The organism is Deltaproteobacteria bacterium (assembly GCA_013151235.1).
Lineage (GTDB): Bacteria > CG2-30-53-67 > CG2-30-53-67 > CG2-30-53-67 > CG2-30-53-67 > JAADIO01.
The window spans coordinates 31606-48715 of the sequence record JAADIO010000006.1 but is presented as its reverse complement, the minus strand read 5'-3'; the positions used below and the strand labels follow the sequence as shown (position 1 = coordinate 48715).

The window sequence follows — 17110 nt, the reverse complement described above, 5'->3', positions numbered from 1 at the left end:
ATATTACGTTGCGTAGAAGTAATAGAACTTCGGTTGTGTATTCAGTTCTTCCTTGAGACGAAAGACCCGCTTGTTCTCAATGCAGTATCGAATCTCACTGGACGGATCGAGGAGATTTCCAAATTTTCGTGCACCAACGGGGCAGATCTCCACGCAAGCAGGATACCTGCCTTCACGGGTTCGTTGAATACAGAAGGTGCATTTTTCCACAACCCCCTTGTACCGGGGACGATTACCCAGGTAATGGGTGACCGGATTCAGCTCATCGTCCGGAATGTGAGGCTCTCCCCAGTTGAAATGACGAGCGCCGTAGGGGCAGGCCGCCATACAGTAGCGGCAGCCGATGCACCAGTTGTAATCAACAACGACGATTCCATCCGGTTCTTTCCAGGTCGCCTGGGTGGGGCAGGCCCGGGTACAGGCAGGATGGCGGCACTGCTGGCACTGTACCGGCATGTACCAGTGCTCCGGTTCCGGGACCGTGGCAGGATTGTAATACTTGTCCGCTTCTTCCAGATCCGTCCATTTGTCGCCCTTCCTGAAGCTCAGGACCTGGATCCATGGAATTTGTGGGTCACGGGACTGGTTGTTTTCCCCGATACAGGCGTAAACACAACGGCGGCAGCCGATGCATCTGGATAAATCAAGGCCGTATCCGAATTGGACGCCCGGCATGGCTTTCGTTGCCTTCACCGTGACGTGTTTTTTGTATTGTTCGGAATACTCCTTTTCCAACCGGTTCAGAACCTCCTGGATTTCCTTCTTGTTCATCTCCCGGAAGTGTTTCTGAAAAAAAGCTTCAATAAAAGAGGCATCGGCATTCTCCAGGGGCAGGGCCGATGCAGCCAATCCGAGGGCCGAGCCTTTCAGGAAATTGCGCCGGTCAAGTTTGAGCGATAACGGATTTTTTCTCTGTTTTTTAGACATATCGATCTCCCGGATTTTCAAGTAGTAGAAAAGTTTATTTGATATCACTCGGCCGTTCCGGTGGACGTTTTGGTTTTAACGGCTTGAAGTGAGGCTGATGGGGATTGTGGCAGTTGGTACAAAGACGGTAGACCTTCTTCCCATTCCATTCTCCCGTCCGTTTTCCATGGACGCCGGCCTTCCAGTCCCGGAAGATCGTCCCGTGGCATTGTCCACAGAGATAATAGACCTCCTCGAAATCGATCAGTTTCCCATTGATCAGGTGCAGCTTGTCGCGATTGTTCAGGTCATGACAGTCCAGGCACCATTGTTCTCCGCCCGCATGTTTCAGGTGAATATCGGTGTGCATGAGTTCCAGTTTGCGGCGTTTGGGGTTCGGTTTTAAGTCTTTATGGCAGTCGGAGCAGGGGAAGATCCCCTCCGAGAAGGGGGGCGGCGGAGTAATATACTTGGGAATCTTATGTTCCTGGACCTGAGGGGACTGCGCTAATGCTGCTTCCGAATCCATGTCGGAGCTGAAAGACCTTGATGGAGAAATCAGAAACGCTCCGGTGAAGCACAAAAAGAGGAGAAAGACGGTTCTCTGTTGAATGATCATCGTACCTCCCATGCTTTTAATGAAGTATGTAAATTCTAAAATTATCATATGACTATATGGAAATGAGTTCTGAATTTCAAGACTTTTTTTTATTTTATTTCCGAAAAAAGGATTCGACCTCTGGAAATCATTCAGCATTATAAAAAAGGAAGGAGGTCTGAAACGGCACAACGCTTGTTTACGGTAGATGAAGAGGAAACTATCGGGCATTATAACGTTTGAGTCTTTCCAAAAGAGTGGACCGGGAAATCCCGAGTTTTTTTGCTGCAGCGGTCCGGTTCCCCCCGAGCTTTCTCAGTATCCGGAGGATGTATTCCCGTTCAAGGTCTTCCAGTGTGAGATCCAGGGCTGCGGGAGGGTTGTTCTCGAAACATTCGTTTGCGACGGCTTTGCAGAGTTCCAGCGGGAGATGTTTGCGTTCGATGGTCTCTCCGTTCGACAGGATCACGGCTCGTTCTATTACATTTTTAAGTTCCCGGACGTTGCCCGGCCAGGAGTAGTTCATCAGCATTTGTGCGGCCTGGTCGCTCAGAGTAACCGCCGACTTTCCCATCTCCCGGCTGTGAAGTGCAATGAAATGCTCTACAAGCAGGGGGATATCCTCTCTCCTTTGTTTTAACGTCGGTAACCGCATCTCCATGACTTTGAGCCGATAATAAAGGTCCTTGCGGAAGCTTCCGGCCTTGACCATGGTTGTAAGATCACGATTGGTGGCTGCGATAATACGGACGTCCGACCGGATCTCCCGAGTTCCGCCCACACGTCGAAACGGCTCTCCTTCCAGGATTCGCAGGAGTTTCGGCTGCAGGGCAGGGGACATTTCAGCAATTTCATCCAGGAACAGACTCCCGCCGTCTGCCATTTCAAACAGCCCCTTCCGGGTCTCTTTCGCATCGGTGAAGGCCCCCCGTTCGTGTCCGAAAAGCTCGTCCTCCAGCAGGTTGTCGGGCAGAGCACTGCAGTTGACCTTCACCAGCGCTTTCTGCGCCCGGTGACTCCCATAGTGAATGGCGTTGGCGGCCAGTTCCTTCCCGGTTCCCGATTCGCCCGTCAACAGGACCGGGGTCCGCGGCGTATCGGCGACCATTCGAAGCAGTGTCCGCATCTGTTGCGTGGCGGGACTCTCCCCTAGGATTTTCGTCGCCTTTGCCGTGGAGGCCTTTTCTCTTCGGAACCGGTTGACTTCATCCTTGAGGAGGCGCGTTTCCAGGGCCTTCTCCACAACGAGACGCATCTCGTCGAGATCAAAGGGCTTGTTGATATAATCGTAGGCACCGGCCTTCATCGCCTGGATGGCGGTTTGTACCTGGGGATAGGCGGTCATGATCACGACGAGAAGGTCCGGAGCTGTTTCCTTCATTTTTTTCAGTAGTGTCAGCCCGTCCGTGTCCGGCAGACGGATATCGAGAAGGACCAGATCCGGTTGATTCCGGCTGAACTCCTTCAGGGCTGCGTCACCCGTTGGGACGGAGACAACATTTTCTCCCTTTTCCCGGAAAACGTCACTCAGGGTGTCGAGCATCGATTCATCATCTTCCACAATCAGCAGATTCGGCATCTTCCCTCCTCAGGAAAGGATGGATTGCGCAGCCCCTTTCAGTCGAATACGAAAGGTGGTTCCTGTATCATCGTTCGAAACCGCCTCAATCGTCCCGTTGTTTTCGCGCACAATTTGATGGACGATGGAAAGGCCGAGGCCGGTCCCTTGTGCCTTGGTTGTAAAGAAGGGGTCGAAGATCTTCGGGAGGTGTTCCGCCGGGATCCCGGTTCCGGAGTCGGAGACATCGACGATGATCTCCTGGACCGTATCGGTGGATTCCGGAAATTCTTTCCCTCCGTAAGCTCGAATCGTAAGTTTGCCTCCTTCCGGCATCGCCTGCAAGGCATTCAGACAAAGATTGAGGAAGACCTGCTGCATCCGCTGATGATCGACCATGACCTTCGGCAGATCTTCGTCGAAGATCTGCCGGATTTTCACTCCCTGCTTTGCGCCTTCCGGTCGAACGAAGAAAATGACATCCTGGATCATCTTCCGGATGTCACAGGCGGTCCTCTGTGCTTTTGCCGGCCGGGCAAAGGAGGAGAAGGTTTGCAGAAAGTGGTCCAGCCGGTTGATCTCCCGCAGGATCCGTTCCAGGAATTTGTGATGGGAACTGTCGGAACCGAATTTTTCAACCAGGAGTTGAATGTTGGCTTTCATCCCGGCCAGGGGATTCCCGATTTCATGGGCGATGCCGGCAGAAAGTCTCCCCAGTGCAGCCATCTTTTCCGCCTGAACCAGTTGTTCCGTTCTTTTCCGGACCTCCGCCTGCAGTTCCTCATTCGATCGTTGCATCTGCTCCCGGGAGATCTGAAGTCGTTCCGCCATCCGATTGAACTGTTCAGCGAGTTCTTCGATTTCGTCATTACTGTTGACGTTAATCCGATGGGAAAAATCGCCCGTTGCCAGTCGCTGTGCTCCCTGGTGAAGTTCCAGAATCGGCCGGGTCAACTGGTTCGATGCCGTTACACCGAGGATGACCCCGATTAAGGTCAGGAGAATAACCATGATCAAGGAGAGAAAAAGAAATCGGTGTACCGGTGCCAAAACCACCGGTTCGGCCACATCGACGGCGAGGACCCAGTCATCGGCAGGACTGTCGACACCCACCTGGATGGGAATGTAAGAAATGATCCGGTTCTTCTCGTTCGTAATCAATCCCTCCCGGCCGGAGAGAATCCGCTGGAGTGTTTCTCTTTTCAGTGTACCGGGAAAACCTCCCCGCACCGGTTCGGCATTACTGCTATCGACGCGGAGCAGGAAGGTTTCCTCCCGGTCCATCAGATAAGTACTTCCCATCGGTTTTTCAGCAGACCGGGCCCGGTTTGCCAGATCCCGCAAAAGAAGCTGGATGGCCAGAACCCCTTTGACGCGTCGGCCCTGATCATGAATCGCCGTTGAAAATACGAGAGCCGGTTTTTCTTTTTTGACTCCTGCATCGGGTGTCATGGACCGGGTGACAACGAACCGGTCCTGATCCCGATCCAGTGCTTTCCAGAAAAAAGCCGTATCGCCGGCGGGGGCTGTCTTACCCGGTCCTTCCGCCCGAATGGTTTTTCCGTCATTGGTGACGCTAACGATCGGTTTTCCCTTCAGGTTGAAAAGCTGAATGCTGTGATAGATCGGGTTTTTCCGTGCAAAATCTTTGAGGGTGTTGTAGAGCATCCGGTTCAGGTTGTTCTTCCCCATGACGTTCCCCGGGTAGAATTCCAGGAATGTGTTCAGGGAGGGGGAGTGACTGAGGAGACGCAGATCCTTTCCGGCATGTCGAAGGGCATTCCGGATTCGCTCTGCCTTCGCCGTCAGAGTGGCGTGGATTTCCGTGATTGTCCGATGTTTCAGTGCCTGCGTGTTGGTCAGGAGGTTGATGCTTCCAAGGATCAGTACCGGGATCAACCCGATACCGAGGAATGCAACGATCAGCTTCCTCCGGATATTCAGATGGGGAAAGGTCCTTTGGGAATCCATAAGTACTGTTTATATCGAAAAATATGAAAAAAGTCAACGAGTTGGGGCGAGGGTGAAGATCGATCGAAGCTTCCCGAGCTTTGTGCCCCCCTTTCGCGGAAAAGGGGGGGAGGGGGGAAGGTCAAAGGAGAAGAACGTTCACCTCAGACGCAGAGGTCGCAGAGAAAGACGAACAAAGGAAAGGGGCTTTCTCACTTCGGTGGGGCTTTCGCACCATCCGGGTTCCTGTCGGTCCGGCCGTTCAGGATGAACTGAAAGAAGTTCCTGCATTTTTTAAGGCGGAAGAGATAGACTTTCTTCTGCGGATCCTGAACCGCTTCAACCGTTTTTGTCAGTTGGTTGCTCTCTTTGATTAGTTGCCGGATTCGTTCCGTCGAAAGGGACGATGCGGTGGGAACGTTTGCACAGATCTTTTCAAATTCCGATTTCCACGTTTCCGCCGGGACCCCGATCACGAGAGAAAGTGAAAGAAAAAGTAGAAGGAGCAAAAGGATGCTTTTTCGCACGGTCCACCTCATTTCTTGATGCCGGGATGGCACCGGTTGCAATCATCCATCGGGAAAGAGACTCTGCGGTGGCAAACACCGCAGAACCTTCCGTCCAGGATTGCCTTCATGGAGAAGTGCCGGGTTGTTTTCTCCCTGATATTAAAGGGGTCGGGATGGCAGTTGGAGCAGTCAAGCCATCGATTGTGTATCTCGTGGGAAAAGAAAGCATCGGGGATGATGTTCCACTTTGCTTCCAGCTTGAGGAGTTTGTTGTAGGGAAGGGGCGTGTAGGCTTGCTTCCAGATCGTCAGCTTGGGGTTGATCAGCTTCTCGTTGACGGCTTTATCCCAGTTGATCTTGTTACCGAATTTGGCTCTGGGGAATTTGGCAAGCTTTGCGAATTTTTCTTTTCCGTAACTTCGGTCACCGTTGTGGCATTTGTTGCAGTTCTTTTTTGTGTGACCAAATGCAGTCTTGCCGTTATGGCAGGCGCCGCAGTATTTTCCGTGCTGGTTCGCTTTTTCCGTAATCTCCGTTGCATTGACCTTCATCTCAAAGGCAAGTTCAGTATGACAGACCCGACAGGTGTATCTTATCCGATGAGACCAGTGAGAGAAGGTAACTGCTTTGAGCCCGTGTGTCTCCGAGGTTCGGTTGATCAGAATATTCCCATATTCTTCCGGTGGGGGAAGAGGGGGCAGATTCCAGAAAGAATCCGCCCATCCCGCAACGGGGAAGATCAGCAGTGCCAGGATCCAGGCGGTGATCATGGGACGAAGCATCTCTCCTCCTTTTAGGAAGTCAGGAAGTGGAATAGAATTCAGTTAATGGATTTTGAGTGACAAAGCTGGCAGTCCAGGGTCATGAACGAGACCTTCCCATGACAGGCTCCACAGTATTTGCCGTTAAAGATATCCTGCATGGTGAATTTGGTGGCTCCGTTCTTGATTCCGAAGATATCGGGATGGCAGAGTTCACAGCCATTCCAGACGGCATGCTTCTTGTGAGAAAAGATGATGTCCGGCATCTCGGGTACCTTTGCTTCAATCTCGGTGTTGAGAGGAATTTTGAGGGGACGACGCTTGATGGTGACTCCTTTGATGGCATCCTGCAGCTTGATCAATCCCATCTCTTCCGCCTTCAGCCAGTCGACCCGGTTTCCGAATCGTGCCTTCGGCCATTCTTTGGTGAATTTGTAAAAATCGTACTTGAACTTTACATCTTTTCCATAGGAGTGACATCGATCGCAGTTCTTCTGCAGTTTCCCGAAAGGTGTTCGCTCTTCCCAGCGAAAGGCGATCTTTCCATTGTGGCACACGCCGCAGTAAAGGCCCCTGCGGATATCTTTTTCCCGGATTCCGGTTCCCCCTGTCTGCATGGCGAAGCCAAGATCAACATGACAAAGACGACAGGTATACTTCGCCCGATGCAACCAGTGTTTGAAGACGACCGGAGCCATCTTGTTCTGTTCGGAGAAGTTGTTGATTATGCAGTTACCGTATTCCTCCGGGCGGGGCGCCCGCTTCTTGACACCATAAGTTTCGGCAAAGGCCAGTGAAGCGCAACACAAAAACAGGACAAGAATCAACAGTCCTTTGACTTTGTTTTTCATGATCTCCTCCTTCATTTCAATGTGAGATTAACGGCATTCACAATATCACAGAATTAGAATATGTCAATTGTATTACATATTTTTCCGGAAATTTTCATTTGCCGGCTTTGGGAGGTACGGATTTGAGGGATCCATCCAATAGGCTTATCATCTTTTTGCGATGGGTTCTGTTGCAATGGCACAACCCGCGTGGGAATGTGGAGCATTTCAACAAGGAACTGGGAAAAGGGCGGCTTTTCTTGACAAAGTTCTTGATGATTTGATAGGATTACGAAAAATTCATTATTGGCAGAAGGGTGGGGCGGCGGCATGAAACCTTCCGATACAAAGATTCATGATTTCAGAAAACGGTTGAAGATCGGGGTGGTGGGACTCGGGCAGTGCGGCGGGAACCTGGCCGCCGAGTTTGCCCGGAAAGGGTATCAGGCCTGTGCCCTGAATACCTCCTTTTCCGATCTGAAAAGTCTGGAGGAAGTGCCGCGGGAACACCGTCTCCATGTCGGTCTCAACGGGCGCAGCGGTGCCGGCCGGGACCTGGATCTTGGCAAGGAGAGCCTGCTTAGCAACCGGGACCGGATCCTGAGTACCTTGAAGGGGCCTGCGGAGTCGGTCGATCTTTTTATCCTTGTTGCCGGGATGGGCGGCGGGACGGGAAGTAACCTGCCGACTCTGGCGGAGATCCTCCGTCCGCTGAATGTGCCGACTTCCGTGATGGTGACTCTGCCGTCGGAGAGCGAAAGCAGCTTGACCAAGGTCAATGCCATCCAGGCGGTCAATACCCTTCTTCGGCAGAACCTGAACAGTGTCATCCTCATCGACAATCAGAAGATTCTCGATCTTTTCCCCGGCGTGAGTATCGCCGATTACTACACCCGGGCGAACGAACGAATCGTTAAAAACTTTGACGAATTCAACTGTGCCGACCATGCCTACAAGATCCGGAGTCTCCGGAGTTTCGACAGTGAGGATTTTCGGAAGGTCTTCTCTTCCCGGGGATTGATGATCTACGGCTCCAGGAGCTTCAATCTCTCCGGTCCGATCAGCGACGGATTTCTGATGGAACAGCTGAAAGAGATCTGGAAGGGGGGCGACCTGTTTGCGGCCGGTTATGATTATACGACGGCAGCGGTCATCGCCGTAATCCTCTACGCACCCCGGAGTGTACTCCAGGCCAGTTCGGCGGAGATGTTTGAAAAGCTGAACAGTTCCATCAAGACGATGACGAAGGGTGCAGCTATCTACAACGGGATTTATGAACTCGAAGAGGGGCGACCGACACGGCTTTCCAGCATGATCGGGAAGATGAATTTCCCCGACCGGGTGGTCAACCTCCTTTCGCAGGCCTCTATCGAAGGGCAAGGGTTGGCGGAGAAGGTTCGCCAGGCCCGACCTTCTCTTGATCTGAGTGAGATCGACGGGATGAATTTCTTCGGCCTTCTGGATCAGGGGCCGCTCGCCGATGATCTCGATTCCATCCTCCGCTCTCTGGATGATCAGGATCCCGATGTTCGTCTCCGGACCGTCCTTTCTCTCCACAGTGTGAGCGATCAGGCTCGTCTGCACCCTCTCCTGATGAAAGCCCTGAAGGATAATGACAACCGGGTCGTCGTAGAGGCGGCAAAGATTCTCGGCAAGATGGGTCAACACCCCCTTTCGGAATAAGCAATTTTTTTCCTGATCATCGTAGTTTTCCTCATTCGCCCCGTCCGAATCCTCCGATGCTGCATCATGGAATCCTGATCCTGATCTTATTTGTTCGTCATTAGGTCTGAATTGTTGGTTCTGAAGAAATGAGGAGGGAGAGATGCCGTCAGGCTCAAGCGAGCCCTTCGTGACGGCATCTCTCGGGAGGACAACAAAAAAAGCGTCCAACCCGAAGGTGTGGACGCTTTGATTAATACTTTTCAGTATTCCCTTTCGGGCAACCCCTCGACCGTGTCTTCCTTAGCTTACGGCAGGTGGCTTTGCGTCCTACCCTTTCGGATAGTTTGCCTTTCTCCAGGAGCATTTGAACCCCTTATCGGCGGGAATCGGGAATACTTTAGGAAAAAAATCAAAAATGACAATCGTATTTTCCCGATCCGCACACCTGCCATTCACCCTTTTCATTCACCGAAAAATCATGTAGAGTACTCCCTCAGTACCTTACCGTTTTTATGAGCAGGCCTGCCGGGTCCGGGTAGAGGGAAAAGCGAAGGAAAAGGAGGGACCGTCATGAAAGGAATGCTAAAGCTGGAGATCCCCGGTTTCGGGAGGGTGGAGATCCGGCAGGTGGTGATGGACCTGAATGGGACACTCGGGACGGAGGGGGTTCCCGATACGGGGACGGTGGATCGGTTACGGAGACTTTCGGAGAGCTTGGATCTGATCGTCTTGACGGCCGATACCCACGGACGAGCGAAGGATCTGCCGACCGATTTCGGCATGCGGGTTGAAAGGCTCGAACCCGGAAGGGAAGATGAACAGAAGTCCGCTTTCGTTGAAAGGGTCGGTTGCGATAAGACCGTGACATTGGGAAACGGAAACAACGATGTGGTCATGCTCCGGAATGCCCGCGTGGGAATCTGCGTGATCGGAGAGGAGGGCGCTTCCCGCCGGGCCGTGGAGGCCGCCGACATCGTCGTCCATCATGTCCACCAGGCCCTTGACCTTCTTCTGAAGCCGAAGCGGTTGCTGGCAACCTTGCGGTGGTAATGGATCGGAAGTTATTGCAGGGAGACGTCTTATCTTTTCATATTCATTTTTGTCCAGGTTGAGCGGGATTGTCTGGGGACCGGTTACCATCATTCTTCTGGTCGGAACGGGTATTTTTATCACACTCCTTGTCCGGGGTATTCAGACACGGAAATTTATCTACGCCTGTCAGCTCATCTCGGGGAAGTTTGATAATCCTGAAGATGAGGGGGAGATTACCCATTTTCAGGCTTTGAGCGCCGCCCTTTCCGCCACGATCGGGACCGGCAACATCGCCGGTGTCGGAACGGCCGTGGCCCTCGGCGGTCCGGGGGCGATTTTCTGGATGTGGATCACGGCCCTTTTCGGTATGGGGCTCAAATACGGGGAATGTCTCCTTTCGCTGCGATACCGGGTGATCCATGAAGACGGGACCGTCGGCGCCGGCCCCATGTACTACCTGGAACGGGGCCTCGGACAGAAGTGGCTGGGGATCCTCTTTGCTCTCTTCGCGACGATCGCCTCTTTCGGGATCGGGAACATGGTCCAGGCCAATTCCGTGGCGGAGCCGGTTCATACCTACTTCCATATTCCCAAGATTGTCACGGGGCTTATCATCGGCGGGTTGGTCTTTGCGGTGATCGTCGGCGGCATTCGACGGATCGGACGGGTCGCCGGACGACTGGTACCTTTCATGTCGATCTTTTATGTTCTGGGTGCTCTCATTGTAATCTTCCGCCATCTCGGCGGAATCCCCGCCGCCCTGGCCGAGATCTTCTCCGGAGCCTTCACCGGTACGGCCGCCACGGGCGGGTTTGCCGGTGCCGCCGTGGCTCAGGCGATCCGTTTCGGTGTCGCCCGCGGGGTTTTTTCCAACGAAGCGGGGCTGGGGAGTGCGCCCATCGCCCACGGGGCCGCCCGAACAAGGGAGCCGGTGCGGGAAGGGCTGGTTGCTATGCTCGGCCCCTTTATCGACACCCTGGTCATTTGCACCATGACGGGACTGGTGATCATTCTCACGGGCGCATACAAAGAGGGATTGACCGGCGCCGATTTGACGGCAAAGGCATTTACACTCGGAATGGGCGGTTCCGGTGGTTATATTGTTGCAACCGGTCTCGTCTTCTTCGCCTTCTCCACGGCCATCAGCTGGTCCTATTACGGAGACCGCTGTGTCGATTATCTCTTCGGCGAAAAGTTCGTCATGCCGTATCGTGTCCTTTACTGCATTCTCCTTCCCGTCGGCGCTTATGTCCGGCTTGAACTGGTCTGGACCATCTCCGATATCGGCAATGCCCTGATGGCCTGGCCCAACCTGGTGGGACTGATCCTGCTCAGCCCCGTGATTGCCCGAAGTACTCGGGAATATTTTTCCGATCCGTCCCGGGTTTCCGCCTCGAAGAAATCCGAGTTGTACCGATGATTCCTTGATCCAGGGGATTGATCGGCTGAGTCCCGATGAAAAGCCGGGGGGGGCAATCATGACTGATACGGATCATCCGGGAAAGACTGCGACTGACGATGATGATCTTCAGGTTCGGCGGTGACCGGAGCGGAGGAGTCCTGCAGAACCCTTTCGAGCACTCCGGACAGTTTCCGGGTCTCATAAGGCTTCGTCATGATCCCGGAGAAACCGTAACGACGATACTCTGCGAGGATCTCATCCTGTGAATAACCACTGGAGACGATGACCTTTGCTCCGGGATCGATCTTGAGCAGTTTCCGGACGGCCTCCTTGCCGCCCATGCCGCCGGGGATGGTGAGGTCCATGATGACGGCACGGTAGGGGTTCCCCTCCTGCAGGGCCTTCCGGTAGGATTCGAGAGCTTCCGTTCCATTGCCGACGCCGTCCGTTTTATATCCAAGTTTTTCCAGCATCCGGCTTAAGGTTTTGCGGATGAGTTCTTCGTCATCCATGACCAGTATCCGTCCCGAACCGACGGACAAACTCCCTCGTTCCGGCTGGGTTGGAAGCTCCTTCTTCATGGAAGCCGGCAGCAGGATCGCAAAGGTTGCGCCTTTTCCGGGTTCGGATCTCACGGTGATGCTGCCGCCATGTTTCTGTAGAATTGAATAGGCGGAGCTGAGGCCGAGACCATTTCCCCCTTCCCGGGTCGTAAAGTAGGGATCGAAGATCCGGGATAGATCCTCCCCGTCGATTCCACATCCCTCATCCCGGAAGGTGATCCGGATATAGTTTCCTTCCGGCAGACCGTTTGGGTTCTCCTGGTCGAGATGGATGTTTTCCCCCCGGACGTTCAGGGTCCCTCCCTTCGGCATGGCATGATCGGCGTTAATCACCAGGTTCTGGATGACCTGCCCGATCTGCCCTTCATCGGCTTCCACATTCCAGAGATCCTCGGGCAGATGATAGACACACTTCACGTTGGAGCCCCGCAGGACGAATCCGGCCGTTTCCGTGATGATTTCGTTGATGTGGAGAGTGGTCTTGACCGGGTTTCCTCCTTTGGAGAAGGTCAGCAATTGATGGGTCAGAGACGTGGCCCGTGTGCAGGCCTTGTCCGCCTCCTTCAGCGTCGATTCCTGCGGACTGCCGGGAACTGCGTCGAGAGTCGCCAGAGAGATGTTCCCCTGAATCCCCGTCAGAAGGTTATTGAAATCGTGTGCAATGCCGCCCGCAAGCACACCGAGGGATTCCAGTTTGGCTGATTTGATCAGTTCCAGTTCCAACCGTTTCCGTTCGTCAAATTCCTTTTGTAGTTCCCGGTGAGCCTCAACCAGTTCTGCTGTGCGCTCTTCCACCAGGTCGGCCAGTTGTTCTTCCTGTTTTTTCAGTTCCTCTTCCGCAACTTTTCGCGTCTGAATTTCCTGTTGCAGTTCCTCGTTGAACTTTTCCGCCCGGTCCTTCGATTCCGCAAGGACCGTGACGAGATCGCTGTTCCGGAGACGAAGGGCAAAATTGTTCGTGGAAGTTTGATTGTATCGTTTCGCCGTTCCCCACATGATCAGTGCAAAGAGTAAGAGCACTCCCCCCATGGAGAAATGGAATTTCCCGCCGAGAATAAAAAACCGGATGATCAAGGGGACCAGGGCCGGGAAACTGAAAGAGAAGAATACCGGCATCAGGACGGAATAGGCCCCTGCTGCACCCGCGACCATGCCGCCCAGAATGAAGGCGAGAAAGGTCTGGTGTACCAGAGAGTTTTCCGGGAAGAGAAAGATCGCCGTGGACCCCCAGAGGATCCCGGAGAGTCCGGCGCCGATCATTAGAATTCTGCCGCGGAAGAGGAGGGAAGAGGGCCCCGACAGGAGCGGGTGTTTCTGATAGATCTTCGGGTGCCGCAGGATCGTCAGGACCAGAATCATGAAAAACCAGACAGGTAACCGGATGTGGGACGTCACTTCCCAGAAAAGAACTACGAGAACCGTGGCGTTGATCAGGGTTGCCAGCAGTCCGAGGGGAAAGACCTTCTCAATCTGTTCTACCTGTTCGGCGTAAAGACGATTTTGAAGATCGGAAAGGTTTGAGCCTCGGTGTAGATGCTTGCCGGAGTCCATGGTTGTATGGAGTTCCCAAAGGGTTTCTGGATGGCGGGCCTCCCAACAGAAAACACGACTATGCAGTCATCTGTGCCTCGTGCCCGTCGTTGAACCGGACGGAAACCATCTTGGAGACCCCGGGTTCCTGCATGGTAATACCGTAGAGAGCGTCCGCTTGTTCCATCGTATTTTTGTTATGGGTAATAACGATGAATTGGGTCTTCTCGCTCATCTCCTTGATCATCTCCGTGTACCGGTTGACATTGGTGTCATCCATGGGAGCATCAACCTCATCCAGCAGACAAAAAGGGCTCGGTTTAACGAGAAAACCTGCAAAAATGAGTGCCACGGCGGTCAATGCTTTTTCTCCGCCGGAAAGAAGGGAGAGTTGTTGCAGCTTTTTCCCGGGAGGTTGTACGATAATGTCAATTCCTGCATCCAGCACATCTTCTCCGGCATCCAGTTTCAGCTCCGCCTGCCCTCCCTGAAACAGGGTTGTAAAAACCGTTTTGAATTTTTCGTTGATGGCATCGAAGGCTTCCTGGAAACGTTGCCGCGAGGTCCGGTTGATCTTCCGTATGGCGGCCATCAGGCTGTTGACCGATTCCTGCAGGTCTGTCTCCTGTTCGCTCAGAAAATCAAAACGTTCCTGAAGCTCATTAAATTCCTCAATGGCCATGATGTTGACGGCACCCATCTGGTCGATCTTCCGGTTTAATTCATCCAACCGTTCAGCGGCCACGGGCCGATCGAGTTCTTTTTCCTGATAAGAGGAGAAAATCTCTTCCAGGTCGATCTGATATCGTTCCTCAATCTTTGCGTGCAACTGTTCCATTTTCATTGACTGTTCCGTCCGGCGGACACCCAGGTTATAGATGTCCCGGGTGAGCGTTTCCGTTCGGCGGCGTAACTCCTTGAAGGCCTCCTGTTCTCCGTGCAATTCGTCCCGTCTGTTTTCGAAGAGATCCTGTTCCGCTGCAAGGCGGGTGCGGACTTCTTCCTGTTTGTCGATGAGGTGATGGATTTTCGTTTCGGTGGCCGTCTTTTCCTCTTTGACCTGGACGATTCGCCTTTGAGCCTCTTCAATTTCCCGGCGACGGGCAGTGATCAGGTTCCGAAGATTTTCAAGGTTCCGGCGGCTGTTCTCGGCATGGGAATCCAGAGAAGCATTTCGTTCCCGGTCCGCTGCGATTTTGATGCGTGCCTCGGTAATGGTTTTCCGCTGTTCTTCGATTCCGGCCCGTAATTCTCCGATCTCTTGCAGCAGGGCCGCTGTGGAGGATTCCAGCAGTTTCTGTTTCTCCTCCAATGTTTCTCCTTCGCTCCGCAGGAGAGCAAGATGTTCCCGGATCGATTCAATCTCCCGGGATCTTATTTCATCCTCCCGGGCGAGACTCTCGATCTTGCGTTCGAGATATTCCGCTTCATGATGGAGAGAGGCAATTTCTTTTTCTTCTTCCCGGTCGGCTTGTTCCATCTTTTCCAGGGTTGCAAAAAGCTCTCCCTTTTGTTGCCGGATTGCGGCAATTTCCTGCTGCAATCCGTCCCGTTCTTCAACCGCCTGTTGCAACCGGGTTTTCAGAGACGCCAGGGAATGAGTGAGTTCCCGGATTTCCCGTTTCCGACGGATAAAACCACCCCCCTTCTGTCGGGAGATCCCCCCTTCGATCGCACCTGACGGATCAAGGATCTCTCCGTTCAGCGTTACCAGGGTACGGCGGAAACCGTTCGTCCGGAAGAGGGAGACCGCCTGATCCAGGTTTTCCATAACGACGACATCACCCAGCAGGTACTCCGCGACGCCGCGGTATTCAGGAGCAAACCGAACCAGTTGAAGTGCCTCGCCGACGATCCCCGCTCCTTCCCGGGGGACGAAGGGAGCGCGTTCCCTGAGCTTCGGTTGTAACGGGATGAAGGAGCCCCGGCCGATCTGATGCTTCTTCAGGTGGGCGACGGAACGGAGGGCATCGTCCAGATCATCGATCACAAGGCTCTGATAACGGTTACTGATTGCGGCTTCGATGGCGGTTTCCACTTTCGGATCGGACTCGAAGAGGTCCGCCACAAAGGAGTGAAAGTGGGGCAGATCAGTGTTTTCCGCCGTCGATGTCTCCCGGACAAGAGTCCGGATCCCGTCATCATAGTCCTCCATGTTTTCCTGAAGTTCCTGCAGGGTCTCCAGCCGGGAGTTCTCCTGGCCGATCTGTTCCCGAAGTCGGGAAACGGTTTCCATGACGACCGATAGAGACTCCTGCTTTTCTTCAAGGTGATGGAGAATGGCATCGTATTCGCTGCGTACGGCTTCCATCCGGTCTTTCTTCGTCCGGAGGTTCTCCTCTTTTTCGGTAAGGCGCCGGCGATTCCCGGCGAGGAGTTCCATCTGTTCCGTCCGGTTCCGGTCATAGCCGCGGTGCTCCTCGATCAGCGTCTCCTGCCGCTGTATCAGGTTTTCGATCCGGTTTTGCAGAACGCTGATCTGCTGTTTTAATTCAAAGAGACGGTTTTTCTCGTTTTCCAGGACCTGTTCCTTTTCATCACGGACGGCCCGGCGGGCATCACAGGCATTCAGCTTTTCCCGGAGGGTCTCTTCCTGCTCGGCGTTTCTTGCGGCAAGGACGCGTCGTTCGTCCTCTAAGCGGGCGATGTTTTTCTCTATCTCGATGATCTCTTCCTGCAACCGACGGATCTCTTTTTCTGCTCCTTCCGTCGTGGAGAAAAGGTGCGCGATATTTCCGTTTAATACTTCGATTCGGTTCTCTTCAGCGGTAATCTTCGACTCAACCTCCCGAACCTCATCCCGCAGCACACCCAACGCTTTCTCCCGGTCCAGTACGTCCAGCTCCAGGTCTTCAATCTGTGTCTCCTTGGCCGTGGAGAGGGTCAGCAGCTCCGTTTCCTGCCGCTTGTTTTCCGCAAACTGTTTTTCCAGGTTGTTCCACTCTTCCTGCAGGGAGGCATAATCGTGAGAGGAGAGGTGAAGTTCCACTTCACGGATTTCCTTTCTGTATTTTTTGTACCGTTCGGCCTTTTTCGCCTGACGGTTCAGGGAATTTCTCTGGCGGGTAACCTCCGCGATGATATCCCGGACCCGGGAGAGGTTGTCCTGTGTCCGTTCCAGTTTGCGGAGGGCTTCATCTTTTCGTGCCTTGTATTTGGAGATGCCGGCGGCCTCTTCAAAGAGGTACCGCCGTTCCTTCGGTTTTGCATTCAGGATGGAGGTGATGCTCTCCTGGCTGATAATCGAATAGGCCTTGGCTCCCATTCCGGTATCCATGAAGAGTTCCCGGATATCGCTCAGCCGGCAGGGGATCCGGTTGATCAGGTATTCGCTGTCTCCGGATCGGTAGTAGCGCCGCGTGATCTGGATCTCATCAAAGACGGAGAAGTCATTCGTCGCGTTCGGGTCGAGATCCGTGACCACGAGGTTGACTTCCGCCATTCCCATGGGGGCCCGGGAACGGGTGCCGCTGAAGATGAGATCCTCCATCTTCTCCCCGCGGATCTGTTTGGCACTTTGTTCGCCCAGCACCCACCGGATTGCATCGGAAACATTACTCTTTCCGCACCCGTTGGGGCCGACAATAGCGGTAATCCCCCGCTGGAAATTGACTTTCGTCCTTTCCGCGAAGGATTTAAAACCCGTAACCTCGATGCTTTTAAATCGCATGGCCGGTCTCCCTGTCTGTGATTTTGCATGGATCTATAACATAAAAGCCGGAGCAAAGTAAAGATAAAAATACAACAAGATGATTCCATCATGGCAAATACCACAATATCTTGTATTGGATTTTTTCATTCTTTAT

The 17110-nt window shown here is 53.4% G+C and carries 12 protein-coding genes and 1 riboswitch; of the genes, 3 read left to right on the top strand and 9 right to left on the bottom strand.

The features are described 5' to 3' along the window. Positions 1 to 3 precede the first annotated feature (3 nt). The 7 genes from GXP58_01695 to GXP58_01665 all read right to left on the bottom strand — a co-directional run bounded on the left by GXP58_01695 (position 4) and on the right by GXP58_01665 (position 7133). The gene (locus GXP58_01695; GenBank protein NOY52316.1) at positions 4 to 927 is read right to left on the bottom strand and encodes a 4Fe-4S dicluster domain-containing protein; all 924 of its coding nucleotides are present in this window, start codon (positions 925 to 927) and stop codon (positions 4 to 6) included. Between the two features lie 34 nt (positions 928 to 961). Beyond that, positions 962 to 1435: a hypothetical protein gene (locus tag GXP58_01690; GenBank protein ID NOY52315.1), complete on the bottom strand. Its 474-nt coding sequence runs from the start codon at positions 1433 to 1435 to the stop codon at positions 962 to 964. 289 nt (positions 1436 to 1724) lie between these two features. Further along, positions 1725 to 3083 carry a sigma-54-dependent Fis family transcriptional regulator gene (locus GXP58_01685; protein NOY52314.1) on the bottom strand — a complete coding sequence of 453 codons (1359 nt, stop codon included), beginning with the start codon at positions 3081 to 3083 and terminating at the stop codon, positions 1725 to 1727. A 9-nt stretch (positions 3084 to 3092) separates the two neighbouring features. After that, positions 3093 to 5033, bottom strand: coding sequence for a HAMP domain-containing protein (locus GXP58_01680; protein NOY52313.1), 1941 nt, complete (start codon positions 5031 to 5033; stop codon positions 3093 to 3095). Positions 5034 to 5224: 191 nt separating this feature from the next. Continuing rightward, positions 5225 to 5539: a hypothetical protein gene (locus GXP58_01675; protein ID NOY52312.1), complete on the bottom strand. Its 315-nt coding sequence runs from the start codon at positions 5537 to 5539 to the stop codon at positions 5225 to 5227. Between the two features lie 8 nt (positions 5540 to 5547). After that, on the bottom strand, positions 5548 to 6303 hold the full coding sequence (locus GXP58_01670; protein NOY52311.1) for a hypothetical protein: 756 nt from the start codon (positions 6301 to 6303) through the stop codon (positions 5548 to 5550). 38 nt (positions 6304 to 6341) lie between these two features. Further along, positions 6342 to 7133 carry a hypothetical protein gene (locus GXP58_01665; GenBank protein NOY52310.1) on the bottom strand — a complete coding sequence of 264 codons (792 nt, stop codon included), beginning with the start codon at positions 7131 to 7133 and terminating at the stop codon, positions 6342 to 6344. 309 nt (positions 7134 to 7442) lie between these two features. On the opposite strand from GXP58_01665, the gene GXP58_01660 reads away from it, so the two are divergent. The 3 genes from GXP58_01660 to GXP58_01650 all read left to right on the top strand — a co-directional run bounded on the left by GXP58_01660 (position 7443) and on the right by GXP58_01650 (position 11229). Next, positions 7443 to 8795: a hypothetical protein gene (locus GXP58_01660; protein NOY52309.1), complete on the top strand. Its 1353-nt coding sequence runs from the start codon at positions 7443 to 7445 to the stop codon at positions 8793 to 8795. A gap of 255 nt (positions 8796 to 9050) precedes the next feature. Then, positions 9051 to 9136: riboswitch (cyclic di-GMP riboswitch) on the bottom strand. Between the two features lie 211 nt (positions 9137 to 9347). Further along, positions 9348 to 9827 (top strand): ATPase P, encoded by a 480-nt coding sequence (locus GXP58_01655; protein ID NOY52308.1) that lies wholly within the window; start codon positions 9348 to 9350, stop codon positions 9825 to 9827. Positions 9828 to 9858: 31 nt separating this feature from the next. Then, a complete protein-coding gene (locus GXP58_01650) occupies positions 9859 to 11229 on the top strand; it encodes a sodium:alanine symporter family protein (protein NOY52307.1) in 1371 nt (456 codons plus the stop codon). Positions 11230 to 11285: 56 nt separating this feature from the next. Here the strand turns inward: GXP58_01650 and GXP58_01645 are convergent, their stop codons facing one another. Together GXP58_01645 and smc are read right to left on the bottom strand one after the other, a co-directional pair. Beyond that, entirely contained in the window at positions 11286 to 13325 is a 2040-nt protein-coding gene (locus GXP58_01645) for a response regulator (GenBank protein ID NOY52306.1), read from the bottom strand. A gap of 58 nt (positions 13326 to 13383) precedes the next feature. Then, entirely contained in the window at positions 13384 to 16974 is a 3591-nt protein-coding gene (gene smc / locus GXP58_01640; GenBank protein NOY52305.1) for a chromosome segregation protein SMC, read from the bottom strand. Positions 16975 to 17110: the final 136 nt, after the last annotated feature.

Coding starts and splice junctions, on each gene's coding strand:
- GXP58_01660 (NOY52309.1), top strand. CDS start 7,443: ATGAAACCTTCCGATACAAAGATTCATGATTTCAGAAAACGGTTGAAG.
- GXP58_01695 (NOY52316.1), bottom strand. CDS start 927: ATGTCTAAAAAACAGAGAAAAAATCCGTTATCGCTCAAACTTGACCGG.
- GXP58_01685 (NOY52314.1), bottom strand. CDS start 3,083: ATGCCGAATCTGCTGATTGTGGAAGATGATGAATCGATGCTCGACACC.
- GXP58_01680 (NOY52313.1), bottom strand. CDS start 5,033: ATGGATTCCCAAAGGACCTTTCCCCATCTGAATATCCGGAGGAAGCTG.
- GXP58_01670 (NOY52311.1), bottom strand. CDS start 6,303: ATGCTTCGTCCCATGATCACCGCCTGGATCCTGGCACTGCTGATCTTC.
- GXP58_01665 (NOY52310.1), bottom strand. CDS start 7,133: ATGAAAAACAAAGTCAAAGGACTGTTGATTCTTGTCCTGTTTTTGTGT.
- GXP58_01655 (NOY52308.1), top strand. CDS start 9,348: ATGAAAGGAATGCTAAAGCTGGAGATCCCCGGTTTCGGGAGGGTGGAG.
- GXP58_01645 (NOY52306.1), bottom strand. CDS start 13,325: ATGGACTCCGGCAAGCATCTACACCGAGGCTCAAACCTTTCCGATCTT.
- smc (NOY52305.1), bottom strand. CDS start 16,974: ATGCGATTTAAAAGCATCGAGGTTACGGGTTTTAAATCCTTCGCGGAA.
- GXP58_01690 (NOY52315.1), bottom strand. CDS start 1,435: ATGGATTCGGAAGCAGCATTAGCGCAGTCCCCTCAGGTCCAGGAACAT.